The following is a 19,982-nucleotide window of genomic DNA, read 5'->3' as shown; positions in this document are numbered from 1 at the left end:
CCCTTTTTCCTTGCGCAGTTCAGGTTTTCGCGGCCCGTAACATCGGGAGAGGATAACCAGAATGGCCGAAGGCCCGGTTCGCACAGGCAAGCCACGCGGCAATTTGCCGCCACTCGATCTCTATGTCCCCGAGCCGAAGTATCGGCCCGGCGATACGGTAGATTATACGCACCTGGAAATCCCCGAACCGGGCCTTCTGGCCCGGCCGGACGAGGCCTGCGAGGCACAGGATACCTGGCCCCTGACGCTGGACATGATCCGCGTGCTGGGCGACGACGACCGCGCGGTCGGTCCGTGGAATCCCGGTCTCGATGCCGAGACATTGCGCCGCATGCTCGCGACGATGGCGCTTACCCGCGCCTTCGACGATCGCATGTATCGCGGCCAGCGGCAGGGCAAGACCAGCTTCTACATGAAGTGCACTGGAGAGGAGGCGATCTCGATCGCCTGCGCCCATGCGCTTGCGGCGGATGACATGGTGTTTCCCAGCTACCGCCAGCAGGGCATCCTCATCGCCCGCGGCTATCCGCTGGTGGAGATGATCAACCAGATCTACTCCAACCGCGCCGATCCGCTGAAGGGCCGCCAGTTGCCGATCATGTATTCGGCCAAGGACTACGGCTTCTTCACGATCTCCGGCAATCTCGCCACGCAGTTCCCGCAGGCGGTGGGCTGGGCCATGGCCAGCGCGATCAAGGGCGACACCCGCATCGCCACCAGCTTCGTGGGCGAAGGCTCCAGCGCGGAAGGCGACTTCCACGCGGCGATGACCTTCGCGGCGGTCTACAACGCACCGGTCGTGCTCAACGTGGTCAACAACCAGTGGGCGATCTCCAGCTTCTCCGGCTTCGCCGGCGCGGAGCGCACGACCTTCGCGGCACGGGCGGCGGGCTATGGCATCGCCGGGCTGCGCGTGGACGGCAACGACATCCTGGCGGTCTACGCGGCGATGGAATGGGCCGCCAACCGGGCCCGCGCGAACAAGGGCCCGACGCTGATCGAGCACTTCACGTACCGCGCGGAAGGCCACTCCACTTCGGACGATCCCAGCGCCTACCGCTCCGCGCGCGAGGCGGAGGACTGGCCGCTGGGCGATCCGATCATGCGCCTCAAGCGCCATCTGATCGCGCTGGGCGAATGGTCCGAGGAACAGCATCAGGCGATGGACCGCGAATTGGCCGAGCAGGTCAAGGCGGCCACCAAGGAGGCCGAGAAGAACGGTATCCTCGGCCACGGTCTGCACCATCCGTTCCACACCATGTTCGAAGACGTGTTCGAGGATTTGCCATGGCATCTCCAGGAACAGGCCGAGCAGGCCATTCGCGAGCGACAGATCAAATGGCCGGAGTGGAAGGAGTGAGGACCATGATCGAGGAAAACCCCGTCAGCCTCCACGACGCGCCGAGCCGTTCGATGAACATGATCGAGGCAATCAACGACGCGCTCGACATCATGATGGCGCGCGATCCCGATGTCGTCGTCATGGGCGAGGATGTCGGCTACTTCGGCGGCGTATTCCGCGCGACGGCAGGGCTGCAGAAGAAGTTCGGCAGGAACCGCGTGTTCGATACACCGATCAACGAATGCGGCATCATCGGCGCCGCCGTGGGCATGGCCGCCTATGGCCTGCGCCCGGTGCCGGAAATCCAGTTCGCGGACTATATCTATCCGGGGCTCGACCAGCTCGTCTCCGAAGCGGCGCGCCTGCGTTATCGCTCCGCCGGCGAATTCGTCGCGCCGATCACCGTGCGCTCTCCGTTCGGCGGCGGCATCTTCGGCGGCCAGACCCACAGCCAGAGCCCGGAGGCGCTGTTCACGCATGTCGCCGGTCTCAAGACGGTGATCCCGGCAACCCCGCATGACGCCAAGGGTCTGCTGATCGCGGCGATCGAGGACAATGACCCGGTCATCTTCTTCGAGCCCAAGCGGATCTACAACGGCCCGTTCGACGGCTACTACGACCGCCCTTCGCGTCCGTGGAAGGGGCTGCCGGGAAGCCAGGTGCCGGAGGGCTATTACCGCATTCCGCTCGGCAAGGCGCGCGTGGTTCGCGAGGGCGCGGCGCTGACCGTCGTGACTTATGGCACCATGGTCCATGTGGCCGAGGCAGTCCTGGCCGAGAAGGGCATCGATGCCGAGATCATCGACTTGCGCAGCCTTGTCCCGCTCGACATCGACACTGTGGAAAAGTCGGTGGAGAAGACGGGCAAATGTCTGGTGATACATGAGGCCACCCGCACGTCCGGCTTCGGCGCGGAACTGGTGACGCTCGTGCAGGAACGCTGCTTCTATCATCTCGAGGCGCCGGTGGAGCGCGTGACGGGTTTCGACACGCCTTATCCGCATAGCCTCGAGTGGGCCTATTTCCCCGGTCCCGTCCGCATTGGCGAGGCGGTCGATCGGCTCATGAAGGATTGATCCGATGGGTCGTTTCACATTCCGCCTGCCGGACATCGGCGAAGGCATCGCAGAAGCCGAGATCGTCGCCTGGCACGTCAAGGTTGGCGACACGGTCGAGGAAGACGGCCGCCTGGCCGACATGATGACGGACAAGGCCACGGTCGAGATGGAAAGCCCGGTTTCGGGCACCGTGATCGAAGTGGCAGGCGAGGCGGGCGACGTGATCGCAATCGGCTCGCCGCTGGTGGTGATCGAGGTCGAAGGCGCCGGCAACGAGGTCGACCGTGCGCCTGCGCCGAAGGCTGCTGTGGTCGAGCAGCGGATCGCGGCGGAAACGCCCGATGCCGATGATGTCGCGCGCGTCGAGCAGGCGGCGGCGCCGGCTCCCGAGCCGAAGCGCGAACCGGCTCCGGCGCCTGCTCCGGAACCTGCTCCTTCTGCCGCTGGTGCCAAGGCCCCGCAGCCGCGCCCGGCCGCTCATTCGAAAGTCATGGCCAGCCCGGCGGTCCGCAAGCGGGCGGCCGATCTCGGCATCGACCTTGGCGAAGTGCGCCCCGCCGAGGATGGCCGCCTGCGTCATGCGGACCTCGACGCCTTCCTGTCCTATAACGCCGCGGGCGGTTTCCAGCCGGCCGGGCGAAAGGGCCAGGACGAACAGGTCCGCGTGATCGGATTGCGCCGCCGCATCGCCGAGAACATGGCGGCGTCCAAGCGCCAGATCCCGCATTTCGCCTATGTCGAGGAATTCGACGTGACGGCGCTGGAGGAAACGCGTGCGCAGCTCAATGCGGGGAGGGGCGCCAATGTGGACGGGCGCCCCAAGCTGACGATGCTGCCGTTCCTCATCGCTGCGATCTGCAAGCTGCTGCCGACGTATCCGATGCTCAACGCCCATTACGATGACGAGGCAGGCGTGGTGACGCGCTATGGCTCGGTCCACCTGGGCATGGCGGCGCAGACCCCCGCGGGCCTGATGGTCCCGGTGATCCGCGACGCACAGGATCGCAACCTCTGGCAACTCGCCGCCGAGATCGGCCGTCTCGCCAATGCGGCGCGGGACGGGTCTGCGAAGTCTTCCGAGCTTTCGGGATCGACCATCACCGTCACCTCGCTCGGGCCGATGGGCGGCGTGGCGACCACGCCGGTCATCAATCGCCCCGAAGTGGCGATCATCGGTCCGAACCGCATCGTCGAGCGGCCGATGTTCGTGAAGGGCGCGGACGGCGCGGAGCGCATCGAAAAGCGCAAGATCATGAATATCTCGATGTCCTGCGATCACCGCGTGGTAGACGGGTGGGATGCGGCCAGCTTCGCGCAGGACCTCAAGAAGCTGATCGAGGCGCCGGCGCTTATTCTGGCGGGTTAGGCTGAGGGGCTGGAGCAGCGAATATGGGCAGGGATCCGCGTGTCGATGACTATATCGCCCGGTCTGCCGAGCCGCTGCGCCCCTTGCTCGAACAACTCCGCGACATGGCGCACAGGGCGCTCCCGGAGGCCGAGGAGGCCATCAAGTGGAGCGTCCCCCACTTTACCGTGCGGGGCAAGAACGTCGCCGGGATGAGCGCGTTCAAGGCGCATTGCGCTTTCGGTATCCACGGCGATGCCATGTCGCGCCGTTTCATCCGTGTGACATCCGAGGCTGACATGCCCCGCGAAGCCGAATTGTCGGCACTGCTGCACGAAGCGGCGGATCGTATTCTTGGCGGCCGCCCTCCTGCCGGGGCGCGAGCCGAACGAAAGCCTCGGCCGGAAATCCCCATGCCCGCAGAATTCGCCGCCTTGCTCGCAGCGGTGCCGCAGGCGCAGGCGGCGTTCGAGCGATTCGCGCCCTCGCACAGGCGCGACTATCTCGAATGGATCACCGAGGCGAAGACGGCGGCAACGCGGGACAAGCGCATGGYCCAGGCTGCCGAATGGATCGCCGAAGGCAAGACGCGCAACTGGAAGTACGAGAAGCCGCGCAAGGGGGCTTGAGGCCTCAGGGCGAGGGGTGCATCGGCAGGCGTGCCTCTCCAGGCAGCGGTGCCATATCACGTCCGACAGGGTTCGTGGGCCCGATTGCCGAAGTGCGGGGCTCAAGGATGCGGAATCGCCCCTCGGCCAACTCGGCCTTCCGCTCCTTTCGTGCCTGATCCGGGGTTACCGGAAAGATTTTTTCCTGCCATTTTGTTCGGGCGAAGGCACCGGACTTTGCCGTCGGGCCATGAAACCGGCCGAAACCCGACGAAAATCCGCGGGCTGTCGAAACTGTCCACAGGCTAGTCGCGGCGTCGTCGCAAAAATCTTCCCTGGCCTGGAATAGTGCGTTGACAGGCACCCGGTGCTGACATAGAGGGCGGCCTCCCAAGCGGACGCAACCGCAAGAACGCGGGTGTAGCTCAGTTGGTTAGAGTGCCGGCCTGTCACGCCGGAGGTCGCGGGTTCGAGCCCCGTCACTCGCGCCACTTGGGAATTTCCTGCCTGTGACAGGCAGGGGAAATGCTGGTAAACCAGCGACGTGAGGTAGTCTAAAAACCTCACTTACATTGCTGCGCGGGTGTAGCTCAGTTGGTTAGAGTGCCGGCCTGTCACGCCGGAGGTCGCGGGTTCGAGCCCCGTCACTCGCGCCATTTCCTTCACGGGAAGTGGTAAAGCAATGATACGAAACAGGCCGGGTTCACACCCGGCCTTTTCTTTTGCCTGCTCCGTTTCAGGGCCGTGCGCGGGGCAAGAAAAAAGCGCCGGGGAATCATCCCCAGCGCCCGGTCTCCATCCAGATCAGGAACCGCTTCAGCGGCAATATCCATACGATGCCGAGGGCTAGGTATACCGGCGTCTGCAGCAGCACATGCCAGTTGCCGATCACCGGCGGCAGGTATCGCGCCAGCAGCAGGCCGTAGACGCAGAGCGCCGCAAACAGCGCGAGCACCCCGATGGGGATTCGCCAGGTCGGGGTTTCGCGCAAGTCAGATCTCTCCCTCGTAGATTCTGGTCGGCGTCACGATCGCGTCGAGAATGCGGTCGTGCGGCTCCAGGGGGAGAGTTTCGGCCAACTGGCAGTCCCAGGCAAGGCCGATCGCGGGAACGTCGGGATTGGCTTCGAGCCAGCGGTCGTAATGGCCGCCGCCCTGGCCGAGGCGATGGCCCTGGGCCGTGAAGGCGAGCAGCGGCACCACGACGATGGCCGGGACCACCGGCTTTGCGTCGGGCAGGGGCTGAAGAGCGCCCCAGGGGCCGATCGTCAGCTGTTCCTCGTCGAAGGGATTGGCCCATTCCCGAAACTCCATCGCGCTTTCGCGCTCCGAGAACCAGGGCAGGGCGATGCGCCGGTCGTGTTCGGACAGCCATCGCGCCCAACCGAAGGCCGGGGCTTCGTCACGCACGGGGGCGTAGAGGCCGATCGTCAGCCCCTCGGGCATCATTTCCGCGACCGGCGCGGGCGGGCGATTGAGGACGAGCGCCCGCATGCCCTGCGGCAGCGAGGCGACATGCTCCGCACGCGCGGCGCGATGCGCCTTGCGCAAGGCGCTTTTCTCGATCGTGGGGGAGAGAGGAGGCGACGAATCCACCGTGAGTCCCATTCTAGAATATCAGGCCAGAAAGTTCGGAACCGCGACAATACCACCGAAGCGCCTTCGCGGCACGGCGGAATTCGGGCATCTCGCGTGCCGAAAGGATAAGGCCGGAAGCGGGCCTTCGGGGCCTGTGCGGAGTGGGTGACGGGTCCACCTTGGGTCGTTGCCTAGAAATCCTCTGACGCCTCGACGTCAGGTGGGGACCATGTGCGTCGGACCACGGTCCGGGCAGGGACAGACCCCATTGGATTGCTTATAGCCTCAGGGATGTTCGAACGGCTCGTGCCGGGCAGATCCCGTCATCCCCTAGTTAGGCGTTCGGAGCGCTCTGCTCAAGGAGGTCCGCAAGTTTTTCGACATGATCGGCGATCCGCGCCAGTTCCTCGACCAGCACCTCGGGAATTTCCGGTACCGGCGCGGGAGCGGGCGGCGGGGTGGGGGCCGGCGCCGCCGCGGGTTGCTGGGCGCGCTGGCGCAGCTCGTGCAGTTCGTCGGCCAGCATCAGCGAGGCGAAGAGCAGCATGCGCGGCTCGGTCTGCCCCACCGCGCCGGCCTGCGCCAGCTTTTCGTCGATCATCTCGGCCAGGCGGGTGAGGTGAGCCTCTTCGCCGTCCGCGCAGGCGAGCATGAATTCGCGCCCGCCGATCATCAGGGAGATGTTTGCCATCGGCTCAGGGCTTCTGCTGCGGGGGGAGATGCTGGGGCTGGCGGTGCTGCGCCAGCAGCGCGTCGATCTCGCCCAGCGTGTCCTCGACTGTGCCGCGCAGGCGGCCGTGGCGGTCCTGCAAGTCGCGGCTATGCGATACCGCGCTTTCCAGCCGTGCGAGTGCGGCCCGGATCCTGTCGATTGCCTGCTCTGTAGCGGCCTCGTTCGTCACCTTTTCCATTGCCGCCTGCGCTACCGTGAAAACGCCAAAAGGCAATCAATTGCCCCGCCTTGTTCACAGTGCATTCGATCAGACGAGACGAATGTGCCACCATATGATTGGCGCATCCCTGTACAAGTCCTCATGTAGGCGGCAGGCCAATCCTCCTTAGGTGAACTTGACGGGAGACGGCCTCGCCCTAAAGGGGGTCGGCAAGTTCGAATCGTCCCATTCTTTCCGTTTCCGGAGCCTTCACGATGACCCTTGCTGCTGACCGTCTCGCGCCGATGGCCAATGCCATCCGGGCGCTGTCGATGGACGCGGTCCAGGCGGCCAACAGCGGCCACCCTGGTATGCCCATGGGCATGGCCGACGTCGCGACCGTCCTGTTCTCGAAGTTCCTCAAGTTCGACCCCGCACAGCCCAAGTGGGCCGACCGCGACCGCTTCGTGCTGTCGGCCGGCCATGGCTCGATGCTGGTCTACTCGCTGCTCCACCTGACCGGCTATGCCAGCCCGACGATGGACGACATCCGGAACTTCCGCCAGCTCGGCTCGGTCTGCGCCGGTCATCCGGAAAACTTCCTGATCGAAGGCGTGGAATGCACCACCGGCCCGCTCGGCCAGGGCCTGGCCATGGCCGTGGGCATGGCGATGGCGGAACGTCATCTCAATGCCACGTTCGGCGACGATCTTGTGGACCACAAGACCTGGGTCATCGCGGGTGACGGCTGCCTTATGGAAGGCATCAACCACGAGGCCATCGGCCTCGCCGGAAATCTCAAGCTGGGCCGCCTCAAGGTGCTGTGGGACGATAACCACATCACCATCGACGGCGATACCGCGCTCTCCACCAGCGAAGACATCCCCGCGCGCTTCCGCGCCGCCGGCTGGGAAACGCTGGACTGCGACGGCCACGACTTCGCCGACATCGAACGCGCGCTGGCCGCTGCCGCCGCTTCGGACAAGCCCACGCTCGTCGCCTGCCGCACGGTAATCGGCAAGGGCGCGCCCAACAAGCAGGGCGGTCATGACGTCCACGGCGCCGCTCTGGGCGATGCCGAAGTCGCCGCGGCCCGCGAATACCTTGGCTGGACCTCGGCTCCCTTCGAGATCCCCGCAGAGATCCTGGCCGACTGGCGCGCCACGGGCGAAGCCGGCGCGGCTGCCCATGTCGAATGGTTCGGCCGCCTGGCCGCTTCCGACAAGGGCGAGGAATTCAGCCGCCGCATGGCCGGCGAACTGCCGGAAGCCGACGCGATCCGCGCCAAGCTGRCCGAATGGCTGGAAGGCGAATCCACAGTCGCCACCCGCAAGGCCTCGGAAAACTGGCTGAACGTGCTGGCCCCGGCCATCCCCGAGATGATCGGCGGCTCGGCCGACCTCACCGGCTCGAACAACACCAAGGCCAAGTGCCAGGATCCGTTCAATCCCGAGAACTACGGCGGCCGCTACGTCTATTACGGCATCCGTGAATTCGGCATGGCCGCGGCCATGAACGGCATGGCCCTTCACGGCGGCGTGATCCCCTACGGCGGCACGTTCCTGATCTTCTCGGACTACTGCCGCAATGCGATCCGCCTCTCGGCGCTGCAGCAGACCCGCGTGATCTACGTGCTGACGCACGATTCGATCGGTCTCGGCGAAGACGGTCCGACTCACCAGCCGGTCGAGCATGTCATGTCCATGCGCCTGATTCCGAACCTCTACGTGTTCCGCCCGGCCGACGTGATCGAGACGGCGGAGTGCTGGAACATCGCGCTCGAATCCGAGGAAACGCCTTCGGTCTTGGCGCTTACCCGCCAGAACCTGCCGCAGCTTCGCAGCAGCGGCGACATGCTCTCGGCCCGCGGCGCCTACACGCTCCGCCATGCCGGCGCCGACCGCAAGGTGATCCTGATCGCCACCGGTTCGGAAGTCGAACTGGCCGTGAAGGTGAAGGACGCACTGGAATCGCAGGGCATCGGCGCCGATGTCGTCTCGATGCCGTGCATGGAACTCTTCGCCGCGCAGGACGAAGCCTACCAGCACGAGATCCTTCCCCATGATGCGTCGATCCTGAAGGTCTCGATCGAGGCCGGAACGACCATGGGCTGGGAACGCTATACCGCACAGAGCCGCAACGGCGGCCTGAACATCGGTCTCGACCGCTTCGGCGCCTCGGCCCCGGCCAAGGACCTGTTCGCGCGCTTCGGCTTCACCGTCGAGGCGATCGTTCCGAAGATTCTCAACAAGCTCAGCGTTTAAAGAGGAGATTATTGCAATGGCGACCAAGGTTGCGATCAACGGTTTCGGACGTATCGGGCGCAATGTCGCTCGCGCCATTCTCGAACGCACGGACCATGACCTCGAGCTGGTTTCGATCAACGACCTGGCGGACGCCAAGGCCAATGCTCTCCTGTTCAAGCGCGACAGCGTCCACGGTACTTTCGAAGGTACCGTGGAAGTTGACGGCACCGATCTCGTCATCAACGGCAAGCGCATTCATGTGACGGCCGAGCGCGATCCCGCCAACCTGCCGCATGCCGCGCAGGGCGTGGACATCGTTCTGGAATGCACCGGTTTCTTCACCAACAAGGAATCGGCCTCCAAGCACATCGACGCGGGCGCCAAGCGCGTGCTCGTCTCGGCGCCTGCCAAGGGCGTGGACCTCACCGTCGTTTACGGCGTGAACCACAAGGAACTGACCGCCGATCACGTCGTCGTGTCGAACGCCTCGTGCACCACCAACTGCCTGGCGCCCTTCGCCAAGGTTCTGCATGAGAAGATCGGTATCGAGCGCGGTCTGATGACCACGATCCACTCGTACACCAACGACCAGAAGATCCTCGACCAGATCCACAGCGATCCGCGCCGCGCCCGCGCCGCCGCGATGAACATGATCCCCACCAGCACCGGCGCCGCCGTTGCCGTGGGCCTCGTTCTTCCGGACCTGAAGGGCAAGCTCGACGGTTCGTCGATCCGCGTGCCGACCCCGAACGTCTCGGTCGTCGACCTGACCTTCGTGCCGAAGCGCGACACCACCACCGAGGAAGTCAACGCGCTGCTGAAGGAAGCGGCCGAGGGCGAACTCAAGGGCGTGCTCGCCTTCACCGAAGAACCGCTGGTCTCGATCGACTTCAACCACGACGCCCATTCGTCGACCATCGACAGCCTTGAGACTTCGGTCCTCGAGGGCAAGCTGGTCCGCGTCCTGTCGTGGTACGACAACGAGTGGGGCTTCTCCAACCGCATGGTCGATACGGCCGGCGTGATGGCCAAGTTCCTCTGATGCGCCTGCTCTGAGGCGTTGATGGAGGCGGGCCGCCTCATCGGTATCGCGCGGCGCAAACGGCCGCGCGCGCCGATGGAGGAACTGCGATCCGCCGCCGTAACTGCCGCCGCGGGAGTCCAGGGGGACTTTCGCGGCGCGGTGCGTCCGGGCCGGGTGCCGCGCCGACAGGTCTCGCTGCTGGCAGCCGAAGATTGGCTGGCCGCGCTGCGCGACCTGGGATTGGCGGAGGGCGATTGTCCGCCCTGGCATGCACGGCGCGCCAACTTGCTGGTCGAAGGCCTGCGGGTGAACGGGATGCGCCTTCCGCGCGAGAAAGGCTGCGTCATCGCCATCGGCGAAAGCCTGCGCATCGCAGTGACCATGGAATGCGACCCATGCAGCCGCATGGAAGAAGTGGTGCCGGGGCTCATGGCCGCGCTCCTGCCGGATTGGCGGGGCGGCGTGCTGGGCACGGTGCTGACAGACGGCACGATCGCCGTCGGTGACGAGATAAGGATCGAGCAATGAGCGCTTTCAAGACCCTTGACGACCTTGGTGATGTGACGGGCAAGGTCGCGCTCGTGCGCGTCGACCTCAACCTGCCGATGAACGACGGGCAGGTCACGGATGACACCCGCATCCGCGCCGCGGCGCCGACAGTGCTGGAACTGGCCGAAAAGGGCGCCAAGGTGCTGCTGCTGGCCCACTTCGGCCGCCCCAAGGGTGAGCGCGTCTCGACCATGTCGCTGTCGATGGTGGTCGGCGCGGTCGAAAAGGTGCTCGGCAAGGAAGTGATGTTCGTGCCGGAGATCGCCGGCGACGTCGTCAAGCAGACGGTCGGCATCCTGCGCGCGGGCGACATCGCCATCCTGGAGAACACGCGCTTCTGGAAGGGCGAGGAAAAGAACGACCCCGAGCTGGTCAAGGCCATTGCCGCCAATGCCGACTTCTACGTGAACGACGCCTTCTCCGCCGCCCACCGCGCCCATGCCACGACCGAGGGTCTTGCCCATGTGCTGCCCGCTTATGCCGGCCGCTCGATGCAGGCCGAACTCGAGGCGCTCGACAAGGCGCTCGGCAAGCCCGAGAAGCCCGTTGCGGCCGTCGTCGGCGGCGCGAAGGTTTCCTCCAAGCTGGATGTGCTCAAGCACCTCGTCACCCAGGTCGATCACCTCATCATCGGCGGCGGCATGGCCAACACGTTCCTGGCCGCCAAGGGCGTGGACGTGGGCAAGTCGCTCTGCGAGCACGACCTTACCGGCACGGCCAACGAGATCCTCGACGTGGCCGACAAGTCGGGCTGCACCGTCCACCTCCCTTACGAAGTGGTCGTTTCGAAGGAATTCGCCGCCAATCCGCCCAGCTTGCGCACCTGCAACGTCCATGAAGTGGCCGCGGACGAGATGATCCTCGATGTCGGCCCGGTGGCCGTCGAAGCCCTGGGCGACGTGCTCAAGACCTGCCGCACGCTCGTATGGAACGGGCCGCTGGGTGCGTTCGAGACGGTTCCCTTCGATGCGGCCACCGTGGCCCTGGCAAAAACCGCTGCCGCGCTGACCCGCGAGGGCTCGCTGGTCTCGGTTGCCGGCGGCGGCGATACGGTTGCGGCGCTTCACCACGCCGGCGTGGCGGACGACTTCTCGTACATCTCGACGGCAGGCGGCGCCTTCCTCGAATGGATGGAAGGCAAGGAACTTCCAGGCGTGGCCGCGCTTTCGGCCTGAGTCGATTACACCATCGGTCCCGGACCTGATCCGGGACCGATGACAGGTCTTTGGGCGCGGCGGGGCGAAGCTCGCCGCCGCGAAGGGGCCGTTCAGGGCCGGCGGTCCCGGATCAGGTCCGGGACGGCGAGAGGGGGATGCCGCAGGAATGAGCCACCGTGACCAAGTCGCGCCGCCGTGGCACGGGCGTTACGTCACGTTGGACGGCATGCGCGGGATTGCCGCGCTGGCGGTGGCGCTGTTCCATTTCAACATCTCCCAGGCACCGCACGGCTACGTCGCGGTGGATTTCTTCTTCGCGCTCTCGGGCTTCGTGCTCTGCACCAGCTACCTGCCGCGCTGGCAGGGAGGCATGGGCGCGGGCGACTTCATGACCAAGCGCCTGGTCCGGCTCTATCCGTTGTTTCTCGTCGGCGTGCTGCTGACGACCACGGTGGGCCTGGTACGCCACTATACCGGCGGTGACACTTCGCTGCGCGTGCCGACGATCGTGATCAGCACCGCCATCAATGCGCTGATGCTGCCGTCCCCGCTGACGAACACCCTGTTTCCGCTCAACGTCCCGGCTTGGTCGCTGTTCTACGAGCTTGTCGCCAATCTGGTGATGATCCTGCTGCTGTTTCGCCTGCCGCGGTTCGCCCTGCTGGCGGTCTGCGCGGCTTCGGCATGGTGGTTCGCCCCGGCGGTATTGGAGAACGGCTCAGGCAACATCGGTGCGATCTGGAACGAGTGGTCGGTGGCGCTGGCCCGCACGCTCTACTCCTTCTGCGCCGGCATGCTGATCGCGCGCCTGCGCCAGCCCGCGCACCGGCCGGCGACGCTCGGCGGGCTGGCCTGCCTTGCCGCCATCGCTGCAATGCTGCTGGCCGATCCCCACTGGCTATCGGCCAGCCACTACGACCTTGCCTGCACGCTGTTGCTGTCCCCCTTGCTGGTCTGGCTGGGATCGCGCGTCGAACCCTCGCGAAAGCTGGCGCCCGCGGCCTGGTTCGTCGGCGAGGTGTCGTTCGCGCTCTATGCCGTGCACTGGGCGCTGATAGAGCCGATGCGCTACTTCAAGGACGACCTCCATTACAACGAAGTGCTGATGGCCTTCGCGTTCCTGGGCGCGTGCCTCCTCGTCGCGTGGTTCTGCGTGCGCTGGATCGACGTTCCCGCGCGCATGCTGCTGTCCGACATGCTGCGCCGCCGCAAGCGCGCGCGCGTCTTCGCCGGAACGGATCACCCAACCGACGGATAGCCTTTTGCCGCAGTTGCGAAACGGTGGCTCGGGGAATAAGCCCGTTTCAGGTTGTCGATACAACTAGGAGGAGAAAACCATGCAATATTCGGAAATGGCGGCCAAAATGGCCGGCGGGAACGGCTTTATCGCCGCGCTCGACCAAAGCGGCGGCTCCACGCCCAAGGCCCTGAAGGGCTACGGCATCGAGGAAGGCGCCTGGTCGAGCGAAGAGGAGATGTTCGGCCTGATCCACCAGATGCGCGCCCGCATCATCGCCTCGCCGGCCTTCACCGGTGACAAGGTGATCGGCGCGATCCTGTTCGAGCGGACCATGGATGGCGAAGTCGCCGGCGTGCCCACTCCGCAGGCGCTGATCACCAAGGGCGTGGTTCCCTTCATCAAGGTCGACAAGGGCCTGGAAGACGAAGCCAACGGCGTACAGCTGATGAAGCCGATGCCGACCCTCGATGCCCTGCTGGAGCGTTCAAAGGCGCTCGGCGTGTTCGGCACCAAGGAGCGTTCGGTAATCAATTCGGCCAATGCCGAAGGCATCGCCGCCGTGGTGAAGCAGCAGTTCGAGATCGGCAGCCAAGTGCTCTCGCACGGCATGATGCCGATCATCGAGCCGGAAGTGAACATCAAGAGCGAGACTCGCGCCGAGTGCGATTCGCTGCTCCTGGCCGAGATCCTCAAGAACCTCGATGCCCTGCCGGAAGGCACGCGCGTCATGCTCAAGCTTTCGCTGCCGATCGTGCCGGGCACGTTCGACCCGCTGGTCTCGCACCCCAAGGTGCTGCGCGTGGTGGCGCTTTCGGGCGGTTACAAGCGCACCGAAGCCTGCGCCGAACTGGTAAAGAACAAGGGCATCATCGCCAGCTTCAGCCGCGCGCTGCTGGAAGACCTGCGCTCGCAGATGAGCGACGCGGAATTCGACGCCGCGCTGAGCGAGGCGATCGACGAAATCTTCGCGGGTTCTACCGAAAAGGTCGACGCGGCCACCGCCGCCTGATCCTGCCCGGGGATTTTCGCTTGAAGGAAGGGCGGTGCCGCAAGGCGCCGCCTTTTTCCGTTACGGCCTTTCGTCAGGTCCTTGGCTGCTTTGCAGCGGTCAGAGGCCGCCCATGAAGCGGAAGCCGAACTGGTAGGCGAAGGGCGCCGGTTTCCTGCCGGCAGTGGGCCGGGGCAGGGCATCCAGCAAGTCGAGCTGTCCATCCGCGATCTGCACGGGCTGTCCCAGCGTCATCTCCACTTCGCGCGGCCCCGAACCCAGGTCCACGCGAACGCGAACTCTCAGGCGGCCGGCCCAGACGCATTGGGTGCCTTCGGCGCAGCGGCTGTCCTCCAGCAGGGCGAGCGGGGTCACCTTGGGGCCGTCGACGAAGACCGTCTCGCCGATGCGGGTATAAGCGAGCGGCGGTCCCTCGTAGGGCGCGCGCGGCGGGGGGGATTGCGGGGTGTAGAAATCGGTGGCCGGTGGGCCGCCCGCATGGACATCCGGTTCGGGGGCCAGCACTTCCGGCTCCGGGGCGGTCGGCGGCGGGAGCGGGGCAGGGGCCGATGCTGGTGCCGGAGTCGAGGCGGGCGCATGGGGCCGCACAGGGGAGGCTGGAATGATCCGGCAGGCAGACAGCGCGACCAACGCGGTCGCGAGCGAAAGGGCAGTCGTCAGGGCGCGGCTTCTCATGATCCTCACACGGTAGGGGGAGAGGGACTTGGGGCGGCTCCTCGCCGAGAAACCGCATCGCGCCTGAACCTTGCCCGAACTGAAGCCCTTGCGCCAATGCCTCATCGGACGAGGAAGCCTTTTCCTGAGCCCGAGGACGCGCTAGGGCCGCGGCATGGACGAAAACGAACGCGAACCGACGCAGCTTTACCTTATCTCGCCGCTCGAAGTGGGCGGCGGCTTTCCCGATCGCCTGGCACGTGCGCTGGATGCGGCGCCGGTCGCGGCGTTCCAGTTCCGGGTCAAGGACCTCGACCAGCACGAGGCCGCGCGGCTGGCGGAACCGCTGCAGAAAATCTGCGGGGAACGGGACGTGGCGTTCATCGTCAACGATTCGATCAGCCTGGCCAAGCGTCTCGGCGCCGATGGCGTGCACATCGGCCAGGAAGACGGCACGGTGGAAGAGGCGCGCAATGCGCTCGGCCGCGATGCGCAAGTCGGCGTGACTTGCCACGACAGCCGCCACCTGGCCATGGATGCGGGTGAGGCCGGCGCGGACTACGTGGCGTTCGGGGCCTTCTTCCCTACGACGACCAAGCAGGTGAAGCACATGGCGGGCGTCGACCTGCTCGAATGGTGGCAGGCGATCTTCGAGATCCCTTGCGTGGCCATCGGCGGGATCACGCCTGAAAACTGTGCTCCTCTGGTGAAGGCCGGCGCGGACTTCCTGGCCGTATCGGGGGCGGTCTGGAACGGCGACGAAGCCGCCGCGATCAAGGCTTTCCACGAAGCGCTGACCGCAGCGAACTGATCCTGCCGGAGGGGGCGGGGCGAAGCGGGAAACCCACAGGGTTTCCACTGTCGCTCCACCGACTTTCCACGGCCAGTCCCCAGTCTTTGCACAGCTTATCCACAGGCTTGCCCCGCGGGGGCGAGCGGTGCAGAAGCGGCACATGGACATCGATCGTTACTTCGCCCGTATCGGCCTTTCCGAGATGCCGGCCCGCTCTTCGGAAGGGCTGGGCGCAGTGCAGACGGCGCATCGCCGGTCGATCGGTTTCGAAAACCTCGCGATACCGCTGGGACAGGGCATCCGCATCGACAGTGCCAGCGTCTTCGAAAAGCTCGTGACGCGCGGTCGCGGGGGCTATTGCTTCGAACAGAACCGCCTCTACGCCGACGCGCTTTCGGCCATGGGGCTGGTCAATCGGCCCCTGCTGGCCCGCGTGCTGCTGGGGCTGGGTGAGGGCGTGGTTCCGCCCCGTACCCATACCCTGCTGTTGGTCAATCTGGACGGCGAGGCATGGATTGCCGATGCCGGCTTCGGCGGCAGCTACGTTCCGCCGCTCCCGCTAGAAGACGGCGCGCAAGTGCAGACCGGCGACGGCGCCTGGCACAGGCTTCTGCGCGGCGGAGAACGCGGATCGCTGGGCGGTGAATGGCGGCTCGAACGCGCCGGTCCGGCAGGCGCCACCGATGGACGCGGCGCTCCCCACGGCGACTGGCAGCCGCAATATGTGTTCGATCTCGATGATGTCGCGCAGGACGACCTGGAGATGAGCAACCACTGGACCTCGACCCGGCCCGGCACGCGCTTCACCACGCTCTGCGTCGCCAGCGTGGTGCTGGAAGGCGGCTTCGCGTCCCTGAGCGACCGGCAGTTCACGATCGGCCGTCACGGCAAGAGCGAAGTTCGCCAGATCGAAACCGCTGCCGAATATGCCAGCCTTCTGGGCGAGACGTTCGGCATCACGCTCAGCGAGGAAGACGCTGCAAAACTGCCGATTTTCGCCTGAGCAAGCAGTGCCTTACGAAGGGCTCATTTTGTCCGCCAAGCGGTGATGCGCCGGGCGGCTGAGAGCCGCCCAGCTTACTTCTCTCGCAGCCTCGGCATCAGTTCCACGAAGTTGCAGGGCCGGTTCCGGCTGTCGAGCTGCTCGGCCAGAATGCCGTCCCAACCGTCCTTCACTGCCCCGTTCGAGCCGGGGAGGGCGAAGAGGTATGTGCCGCGCGAAACGGCGGCGCAGGCGCGGGACTGGACGGTGGACGTGCCGATGGTCTTGTACGAAAGCCAGCGAAACAGCTCTCCGAACCCCGGAATGTCGCGCTCCTTCACCCGGTCGATGGCCTCGGGCGTGACGTCGCGCCCGGTGAGCCCGGTCCCGCCGGTGGAGACGATGGCGTCCACGTTCGGATCGTCGATCCAGGCGTTCAACCTTGCGGCGATTACGTCGGCATCGTCGCGCTCGATCGCGCGGTCGGCCAGGGCATGGCCGGCGTCGCGAATGCGCTGGACGAGGATGTCGCCCGAAGTGTCGTTTTCGGGGCCGCGCGTGTCGGAGACGGTCAGGACGGCGATATTGATGGGTTTGAAGACACGCTCGGGATCAATGGCCACGCACGATAGCCCCGTTGGCCGTCATGCGGACGGCCTGCGAGCCCGAGAGGCCGGGGAACGTCGGCCACATATCCTGCGCCAGCGCCATGCGGCTTTCGGACTGGCCGCCGGCCTGACGCTCGTACATCCAGTAATTGCGCAGCACGATGTTCACGTAACCGCGCGTCTCCCAGTACGGCAGGGATTCGATCCACAGCAGCGGATCGCCCTGGCAGTTCACTTCGGAGTTCCAGCGGCGAACCGGCAGCGGTCCGGCATTGTAGGCGGCCATGACCTTGGGCAGCAGGCCCTGCGTTCCCGGATCGTTGCGCAGCATCTCCAGATGGCGCTGGCCGAAGGCAAGGTTCACTTCCGGCTTGTTGAGATCGGAAGCATTGCCGGTGTAGCCGAGCGAATTGGCATGATCGCGCGCGGCCGCGGGCATGATCTGCATCAGGCCGCGCGCGCCCGCCGGGCTGACGACGCTGGTCTGGAAAATCGATTCCTGAAGGGCATGGGCATAGACCAGTGCCGGATCGACCTTCCAGCCGCCGACCGGGTTCCACTTGGGCGTGGGGAACCGGCTTGCCGGCTCGGGCTTGCCGCCGAAGGGCGCGTTATAGGCCATCCAGAGCTGGGTGGAGGGCAGGCCGAGATCGCGGGCAAGGCGCGTGATCGAGGCATATTGGTCCGGCGTGCCGATGCGGGCCTGGTGGCGCAGCACTTCGTCGGCCAGGCTGTCCTCGCCGATCTCGGCGAGTTCCACGGCCGTGCGGATGTTGGTGTTGGTGCGCAGCACCTGCCAGTCGTTCTGGGTGAAGTCCGCCGCGGCATGCTGTTCCGGCAGCTTCATGCCCAGCTGCTCGGCGGCCAGCATGCCGTAAAGCGTCTCGTCGCGGGCGGCGGCGAGGCGCAGGGCTGCCGAAGCCTGTTCCGGCTTGCGGCAACGCACGAGGGCGCGCCCGCGCCAGTAGTGTGCCGCGCTGGTCAGTTCGGCGTTCTCGGACGACTTGGCGGTCTTGTCGAACGCGTCGGCCGCGCCGTCGCAGTCGCCCAGACGCCAGGCGGCCAGACCGGCGGTCCACCACGCTTCGCCGACCCAGGGGCCGGTGCCCATCGCGGCAAGCTGTGCCAGCTGATAGGCCTGCGCATCCTGGTTCTCGATATAGAAGCTCCAGGCCACCTTCTGGCGCCATTCGGCCCGTGTCGAGGGGCTGAGGCCTGCGTCGATGCCGTCCAGCAGCATGCGGGCGCCGGTGGGATCGTCGGCCTTGATACGGTCGTTGATGCCGCTTGCGATCATGGCGGGCATCGTGCCGTCGTCGATCGAGGAGGGACGCACGCGCTTCACCATGGTCGGCAGGCGGGCGAATTGCTGCTCGGCGGGAAGCGAGGGCACGTTGAGCGCGCCGCGCTTCAGGGCCAGGCGGCTGATCTGGTCTGCGCCGGGCAGGTCGGTGCCTTCGGCCAGCCAGGATTGCAGCGCGGGAAGCTCGATCTTGGGAGAGCCGGACGCAAGATAGTAAGCGGCGCGCAGCTGCTGGTGGAGCGGGCCCTCGGGACGGTCTGCCAGCAAGCGCTGGACGGTGGACCAATCCTTGGAGTCCACGGCGTCGAAAGCCTGCTTGTAATAAGCGCGGTCATCCTGGCTCAGCAGCGAGGGAACCGCGGTATTGTCCGCGCGCGAGCGAAAATATTCCACGGCCGCGCTGTTGGCGATGGCCGGGCTTGCGCCCAGGGCGGACATGACGGTGAGAACGGCAAAAGTGACGCCTGTGGCTGCGCTGGCGCGCCAGGGTCCCTTGCGGTTTCTCTCCATGCCGGATCTTTTCAAATTCATTCCCCGCATCGTGCGACCTAATCGCCGGCGGAAATCGGTCCTTTCAGGACTTCTGATCCTCCGGCGCGGTTGATACCGACTTGTCAGTTTCAGACTTTGACCACTCTAGCCAGGCGCTCCAGAAGCTCGCCTTCGCGCGCGGTTGTTGCATCAGCGCGGCGAGCCCCCACCCGGCCAGAAGCGGTATAACACATCCTTCATGATGAAATTGTCTTAAAACGGCAGCGCGTTGCGGCGATTCGTGGCCAATGAGCGACAGGACGTTTCCGCCCAGCACCATGAGTCGCTGCGGGGCCACAAGGTTAACGTGCCGCGCCAGCGCATCGCCAAGGCCGCGAGTCTCGGCGGCGCGCCAGTCGGGCAGGGCGTCGTGGCGGGGCAGGGCGCTGGCGAGGTAAACTTCCTCGCGCCGGGTGCCGAAGGCGGCCAGCATCGCGTCCAGCAGCTTGCCCTGGGGTCCGGTCAGCAGCGTTTCGCGGTCCTGCGGCTCGGGAGTCTCGACGACGATCATGAGCGGCGCGCTGCTTTGCCCCGAGGGCAGGATGCGCCCGGCAGATCCGCCGTCGTCCAGCAGCGATTCGCGCATCCACCAGTCGCGGAAGGCCGGAAGGTCGGCCGGTAGCAGCGCCGGATCGATCCGCGAAGGGAGGGCCGGCGGCGCGTCGACTTGCACCGGGGGCCGCCGCCGCGGGGGAATCCGGCCGCCGTTTTCGTCGCGTTCCTCCTCGGGCACGATCCACTGGCGCGGCGTGTCCAGGAAGTCGAAATCGACCCCGGCCTCGCGCCACCAGTCCAGCGCACCTGTGATATCGTCCAGAAATTGCCGATTTGAGGCCTGATCCATCGGCTGGGTCTTGACCTCTTGGCTTCCACCAATCAAGGCAATTCGAGAAAATTAATCGAGCGACTAAATTAGGGGCAGGCTCAGTGGACGCAATGATTGAACGCGAAGAGATGCCGTATGACGTCGTCATCGTCGGCGGTGGGCCTGCCGGTCTTGCCACGGCGATCCGGCTGAAGCAGGTCGATCCGGCGCTGTCGGTCTGCGTGCTGGAGAAGGGCTCGGAGATCGGCGCGCACATTC

General features: G+C 65.8%; 21 protein-coding genes and 2 tRNA genes. 15 read left to right on the top strand and 8 right to left on the bottom strand.

Annotated elements, in window-relative coordinates; translation table 11 throughout:
• Positions 1-61: 61 nt before the first annotated feature.
• The 6 genes from AB4Z00_RS00115 (at position 62) to AB4Z00_RS00090 (ending at position 5,009) form a co-directional block, all read left to right on the top strand.
• A complete protein-coding gene (locus AB4Z00_RS00115) occupies positions 62-1,360 on the top strand; it encodes a thiamine pyrophosphate-dependent enzyme (protein ID WP_132262135.1) in 1,299 nt (432 codons plus the stop codon).
• A gap of 5 nt (positions 1,361-1,365) precedes the next feature.
• Entirely contained in the window at positions 1,366-2,418 is a 1,053-nt protein-coding gene (locus tag AB4Z00_RS00110; RefSeq protein WP_134094932.1) for an alpha-ketoacid dehydrogenase subunit beta, read from the top strand.
• Between the two features lie 4 nt (positions 2,419-2,422).
• On the top strand, positions 2,423-3,766 hold the full coding sequence (locus AB4Z00_RS00105) for a dihydrolipoamide acetyltransferase family protein (protein ID WP_442044259.1): 1,344 nt from the start codon (positions 2,423-2,425) through the stop codon (positions 3,764-3,766).
• A gap of 23 nt (positions 3,767-3,789) precedes the next feature.
• Positions 3,790-4,374 (top strand): YdeI/OmpD-associated family protein, encoded by a 585-nt coding sequence (locus tag AB4Z00_RS00100; protein ID WP_442044257.1) that lies wholly within the window; start codon positions 3,790-3,792, stop codon positions 4,372-4,374.
• A 393-nt stretch (positions 4,375-4,767) separates the two neighbouring features.
• Positions 4,768-4,844, top strand: a tRNA-Asp gene (locus AB4Z00_RS00095).
• 88 nt (positions 4,845-4,932) lie between these two features.
• Positions 4,933-5,009 (top strand) — tRNA-Asp (locus AB4Z00_RS00090).
• Between the two features lie 119 nt (positions 5,010-5,128).
• On the opposite strand, the gene AB4Z00_RS00085 is transcribed toward AB4Z00_RS00090, so the two are convergent.
• The 4 genes from AB4Z00_RS00085 to AB4Z00_RS00070 form a co-directional block, all read right to left on the bottom strand.
• The gene (locus AB4Z00_RS00085; protein WP_132262141.1) at positions 5,129-5,344 is read right to left on the bottom strand and encodes a DUF2842 domain-containing protein; all 216 of its coding nucleotides are present in this window, start codon (positions 5,342-5,344) and stop codon (positions 5,129-5,131) included.
• 1 nt (position 5,345) lies between these two features.
• On the bottom strand, positions 5,346-5,948 hold the full coding sequence (locus tag AB4Z00_RS00080; protein WP_243654036.1) for a 5-formyltetrahydrofolate cyclo-ligase: 603 nt from the start codon (positions 5,946-5,948) through the stop codon (positions 5,346-5,348).
• Positions 5,949-6,264: 316 nt separating this feature from the next.
• The gene (locus AB4Z00_RS00075; RefSeq protein WP_132262145.1) at positions 6,265-6,621 is read right to left on the bottom strand and encodes a cell division protein ZapA; all 357 of its coding nucleotides are present in this window, start codon (positions 6,619-6,621) and stop codon (positions 6,265-6,267) included.
• Positions 6,622-6,625: 4 nt separating this feature from the next.
• Positions 6,626-6,841 (bottom strand): hypothetical protein, encoded by a 216-nt coding sequence (locus AB4Z00_RS00070; protein WP_132262146.1) that lies wholly within the window; start codon positions 6,839-6,841, stop codon positions 6,626-6,628.
• Positions 6,842-7,077: 236 nt separating this feature from the next.
• Here AB4Z00_RS00070 and tkt point away from each other — a divergent pair, with 236 nt between their 5' ends.
• The 6 genes from tkt to AB4Z00_RS00040 all read left to right on the top strand — a co-directional run bounded on the left by tkt (position 7,078) and on the right by AB4Z00_RS00040 (position 14,027).
• The gene (gene tkt, locus AB4Z00_RS00065; RefSeq protein WP_442044253.1) at positions 7,078-9,066 is read left to right on the top strand and encodes a transketolase; all 1,989 of its coding nucleotides are present in this window, start codon (positions 7,078-7,080) and stop codon (positions 9,064-9,066) included.
• Positions 9,067-9,082: 16 nt separating this feature from the next.
• Positions 9,083-10,090, top strand: coding sequence for a type I glyceraldehyde-3-phosphate dehydrogenase (gap, locus tag AB4Z00_RS00060; RefSeq protein WP_132262150.1), 1,008 nt, complete (start codon positions 9,083-9,085; stop codon positions 10,088-10,090).
• 75 nt (positions 10,091-10,165) lie between these two features.
• On the top strand, positions 10,166-10,600 hold the full coding sequence (locus AB4Z00_RS00055) for an MOSC domain-containing protein (protein WP_442045057.1): 435 nt from the start codon (positions 10,166-10,168) through the stop codon (positions 10,598-10,600).
• On the top strand, positions 10,597-11,796 hold the full coding sequence (locus AB4Z00_RS00050; protein WP_442044251.1) for a phosphoglycerate kinase: 1,200 nt from the start codon (positions 10,597-10,599) through the stop codon (positions 11,794-11,796). The genes AB4Z00_RS00055 and AB4Z00_RS00050 overlap by 4 nt, the downstream gene beginning before the upstream one ends.
• A gap of 148 nt (positions 11,797-11,944) precedes the next feature.
• Positions 11,945-13,036, top strand: coding sequence for an acyltransferase family protein (locus tag AB4Z00_RS00045; RefSeq protein WP_431568435.1), 1,092 nt, complete (start codon positions 11,945-11,947; stop codon positions 13,034-13,036).
• 79 nt (positions 13,037-13,115) lie between these two features.
• Complete coding sequence (locus AB4Z00_RS00040; RefSeq protein ID WP_442044248.1) at positions 13,116-14,027, top strand: fructose bisphosphate aldolase; 912 nt, start codon at positions 13,116-13,118, stop codon at positions 14,025-14,027.
• A 99-nt stretch (positions 14,028-14,126) separates the two neighbouring features.
• Here the strand turns inward: AB4Z00_RS00040 and AB4Z00_RS00035 are convergent, their stop codons facing one another.
• Positions 14,127-14,531 carry a hypothetical protein gene (locus AB4Z00_RS00035; protein WP_207912790.1) on the bottom strand — a complete coding sequence of 135 codons (405 nt, stop codon included), beginning with the start codon at positions 14,529-14,531 and terminating at the stop codon, positions 14,127-14,129.
• A gap of 325 nt (positions 14,532-14,856) precedes the next feature.
• Between AB4Z00_RS00035 and thiE the strand changes: the two genes are divergently transcribed.
• On the top strand, positions 14,857-15,492 hold the full coding sequence (gene thiE / locus AB4Z00_RS00030) for a thiamine phosphate synthase (RefSeq protein WP_134092680.1): 636 nt from the start codon (positions 14,857-14,859) through the stop codon (positions 15,490-15,492).
• 142 nt (positions 15,493-15,634) lie between these two features.
• Positions 15,635-16,477 (top strand): arylamine N-acetyltransferase family protein, encoded by an 843-nt coding sequence (locus AB4Z00_RS00025; protein WP_442044245.1) that lies wholly within the window; start codon positions 15,635-15,637, stop codon positions 16,475-16,477.
• A gap of 74 nt (positions 16,478-16,551) precedes the next feature.
• Here AB4Z00_RS00025 and moaB read toward each other — a convergent pair whose 3' ends face one another.
• From moaB to AB4Z00_RS00010, 3 genes are all read right to left on the bottom strand, one after another.
• Positions 16,552-17,079, bottom strand: coding sequence for a molybdenum cofactor biosynthesis protein B (moaB, locus tag AB4Z00_RS00020; RefSeq protein WP_134092682.1), 528 nt, complete (start codon positions 17,077-17,079; stop codon positions 16,552-16,554).
• Positions 17,069-18,877 (bottom strand): lytic transglycosylase domain-containing protein, encoded by a 1,809-nt coding sequence (locus tag AB4Z00_RS00015; RefSeq protein ID WP_132262162.1) that lies wholly within the window; start codon positions 18,875-18,877, stop codon positions 17,069-17,071. Before AB4Z00_RS00015 ends, moaB begins: the two co-directional genes overlap by 11 nt.
• Before the next feature lie 64 nt (positions 18,878-18,941).
• Positions 18,942-19,742: a uracil-DNA glycosylase family protein gene (locus AB4Z00_RS00010; protein WP_442044242.1), complete on the bottom strand. Its 801-nt coding sequence runs from the start codon at positions 19,740-19,742 to the stop codon at positions 18,942-18,944.
• A 92-nt stretch (positions 19,743-19,834) separates the two neighbouring features.
• On the opposite strand from AB4Z00_RS00010, the gene AB4Z00_RS00005 reads away from it, so the two are divergent.
• Positions 19,835-19,982 (top strand): FAD-dependent oxidoreductase (locus AB4Z00_RS00005; RefSeq protein ID WP_442045056.1); only part of this gene is annotated, 148 nt, incomplete at its 3' end.

Origin of the sequence: Novosphingobium sp. YAF33, from assembly GCF_052113265.1 — a bacterium.
Taxonomy (GTDB): domain Bacteria; phylum Pseudomonadota; class Alphaproteobacteria; order Sphingomonadales; family Sphingomonadaceae; genus Novosphingobium.
The sequence above is the reverse complement of the archived record's forward strand: the minus strand, read 5'-3'. Positions and strand labels throughout refer to the sequence as shown.

What these genes read in the sequence shown, in the direction of transcription:
- AB4Z00_RS00070 (WP_132262146.1), bottom strand. Translation starts at nt 6,841, where the DNA reads ATGGAAAAGGTGACGAACGAGGCCGCTACAGAGCAGGCAATCGACAGG.
- AB4Z00_RS00110 (WP_134094932.1), top strand. Translation starts at nt 1,366, where the DNA reads ATGATCGAGGAAAACCCCGTCAGCCTCCACGACGCGCCGAGCCGTTCG.
- AB4Z00_RS00075 (WP_132262145.1), bottom strand. Translation starts at nt 6,621, where the DNA reads ATGGCAAACATCTCCCTGATGATCGGCGGGCGCGAATTCATGCTCGCC.
- gap (WP_132262150.1), top strand. Translation starts at nt 9,083, where the DNA reads ATGGCGACCAAGGTTGCGATCAACGGTTTCGGACGTATCGGGCGCAAT.
- AB4Z00_RS00015 (WP_132262162.1), bottom strand. Translation starts at nt 18,877, where the DNA reads ATGGAGAGAAACCGCAAGGGACCCTGGCGCGCCAGCGCAGCCACAGGC.
- AB4Z00_RS00055 (WP_442045057.1), top strand. Translation starts at nt 10,166, where the DNA reads ATGGAGGAACTGCGATCCGCCGCCGTAACTGCCGCCGCGGGAGTCCAG.
- AB4Z00_RS00025 (WP_442044245.1), top strand. Translation starts at nt 15,635, where the DNA reads ATGGACATCGATCGTTACTTCGCCCGTATCGGCCTTTCCGAGATGCCG.
- AB4Z00_RS00045 (WP_431568435.1), top strand. Translation starts at nt 11,945, where the DNA reads ATGAGCCACCGTGACCAAGTCGCGCCGCCGTGGCACGGGCGTTACGTC.
- AB4Z00_RS00050 (WP_442044251.1), top strand. Translation starts at nt 10,597, where the DNA reads ATGAGCGCTTTCAAGACCCTTGACGACCTTGGTGATGTGACGGGCAAG.
- AB4Z00_RS00105 (WP_442044259.1), top strand. Translation starts at nt 2,423, where the DNA reads ATGGGTCGTTTCACATTCCGCCTGCCGGACATCGGCGAAGGCATCGCA.
- thiE (WP_134092680.1), top strand. Translation starts at nt 14,857, where the DNA reads ATGGACGAAAACGAACGCGAACCGACGCAGCTTTACCTTATCTCGCCG.
- AB4Z00_RS00115 (WP_132262135.1), top strand. Translation starts at nt 62, where the DNA reads ATGGCCGAAGGCCCGGTTCGCACAGGCAAGCCACGCGGCAATTTGCCG.
- AB4Z00_RS00010 (WP_442044242.1), bottom strand. Translation starts at nt 19,742, where the DNA reads ATGGATCAGGCCTCAAATCGGCAATTTCTGGACGATATCACAGGTGCG.
- AB4Z00_RS00040 (WP_442044248.1), top strand. Translation starts at nt 13,116, where the DNA reads ATGCAATATTCGGAAATGGCGGCCAAAATGGCCGGCGGGAACGGCTTT.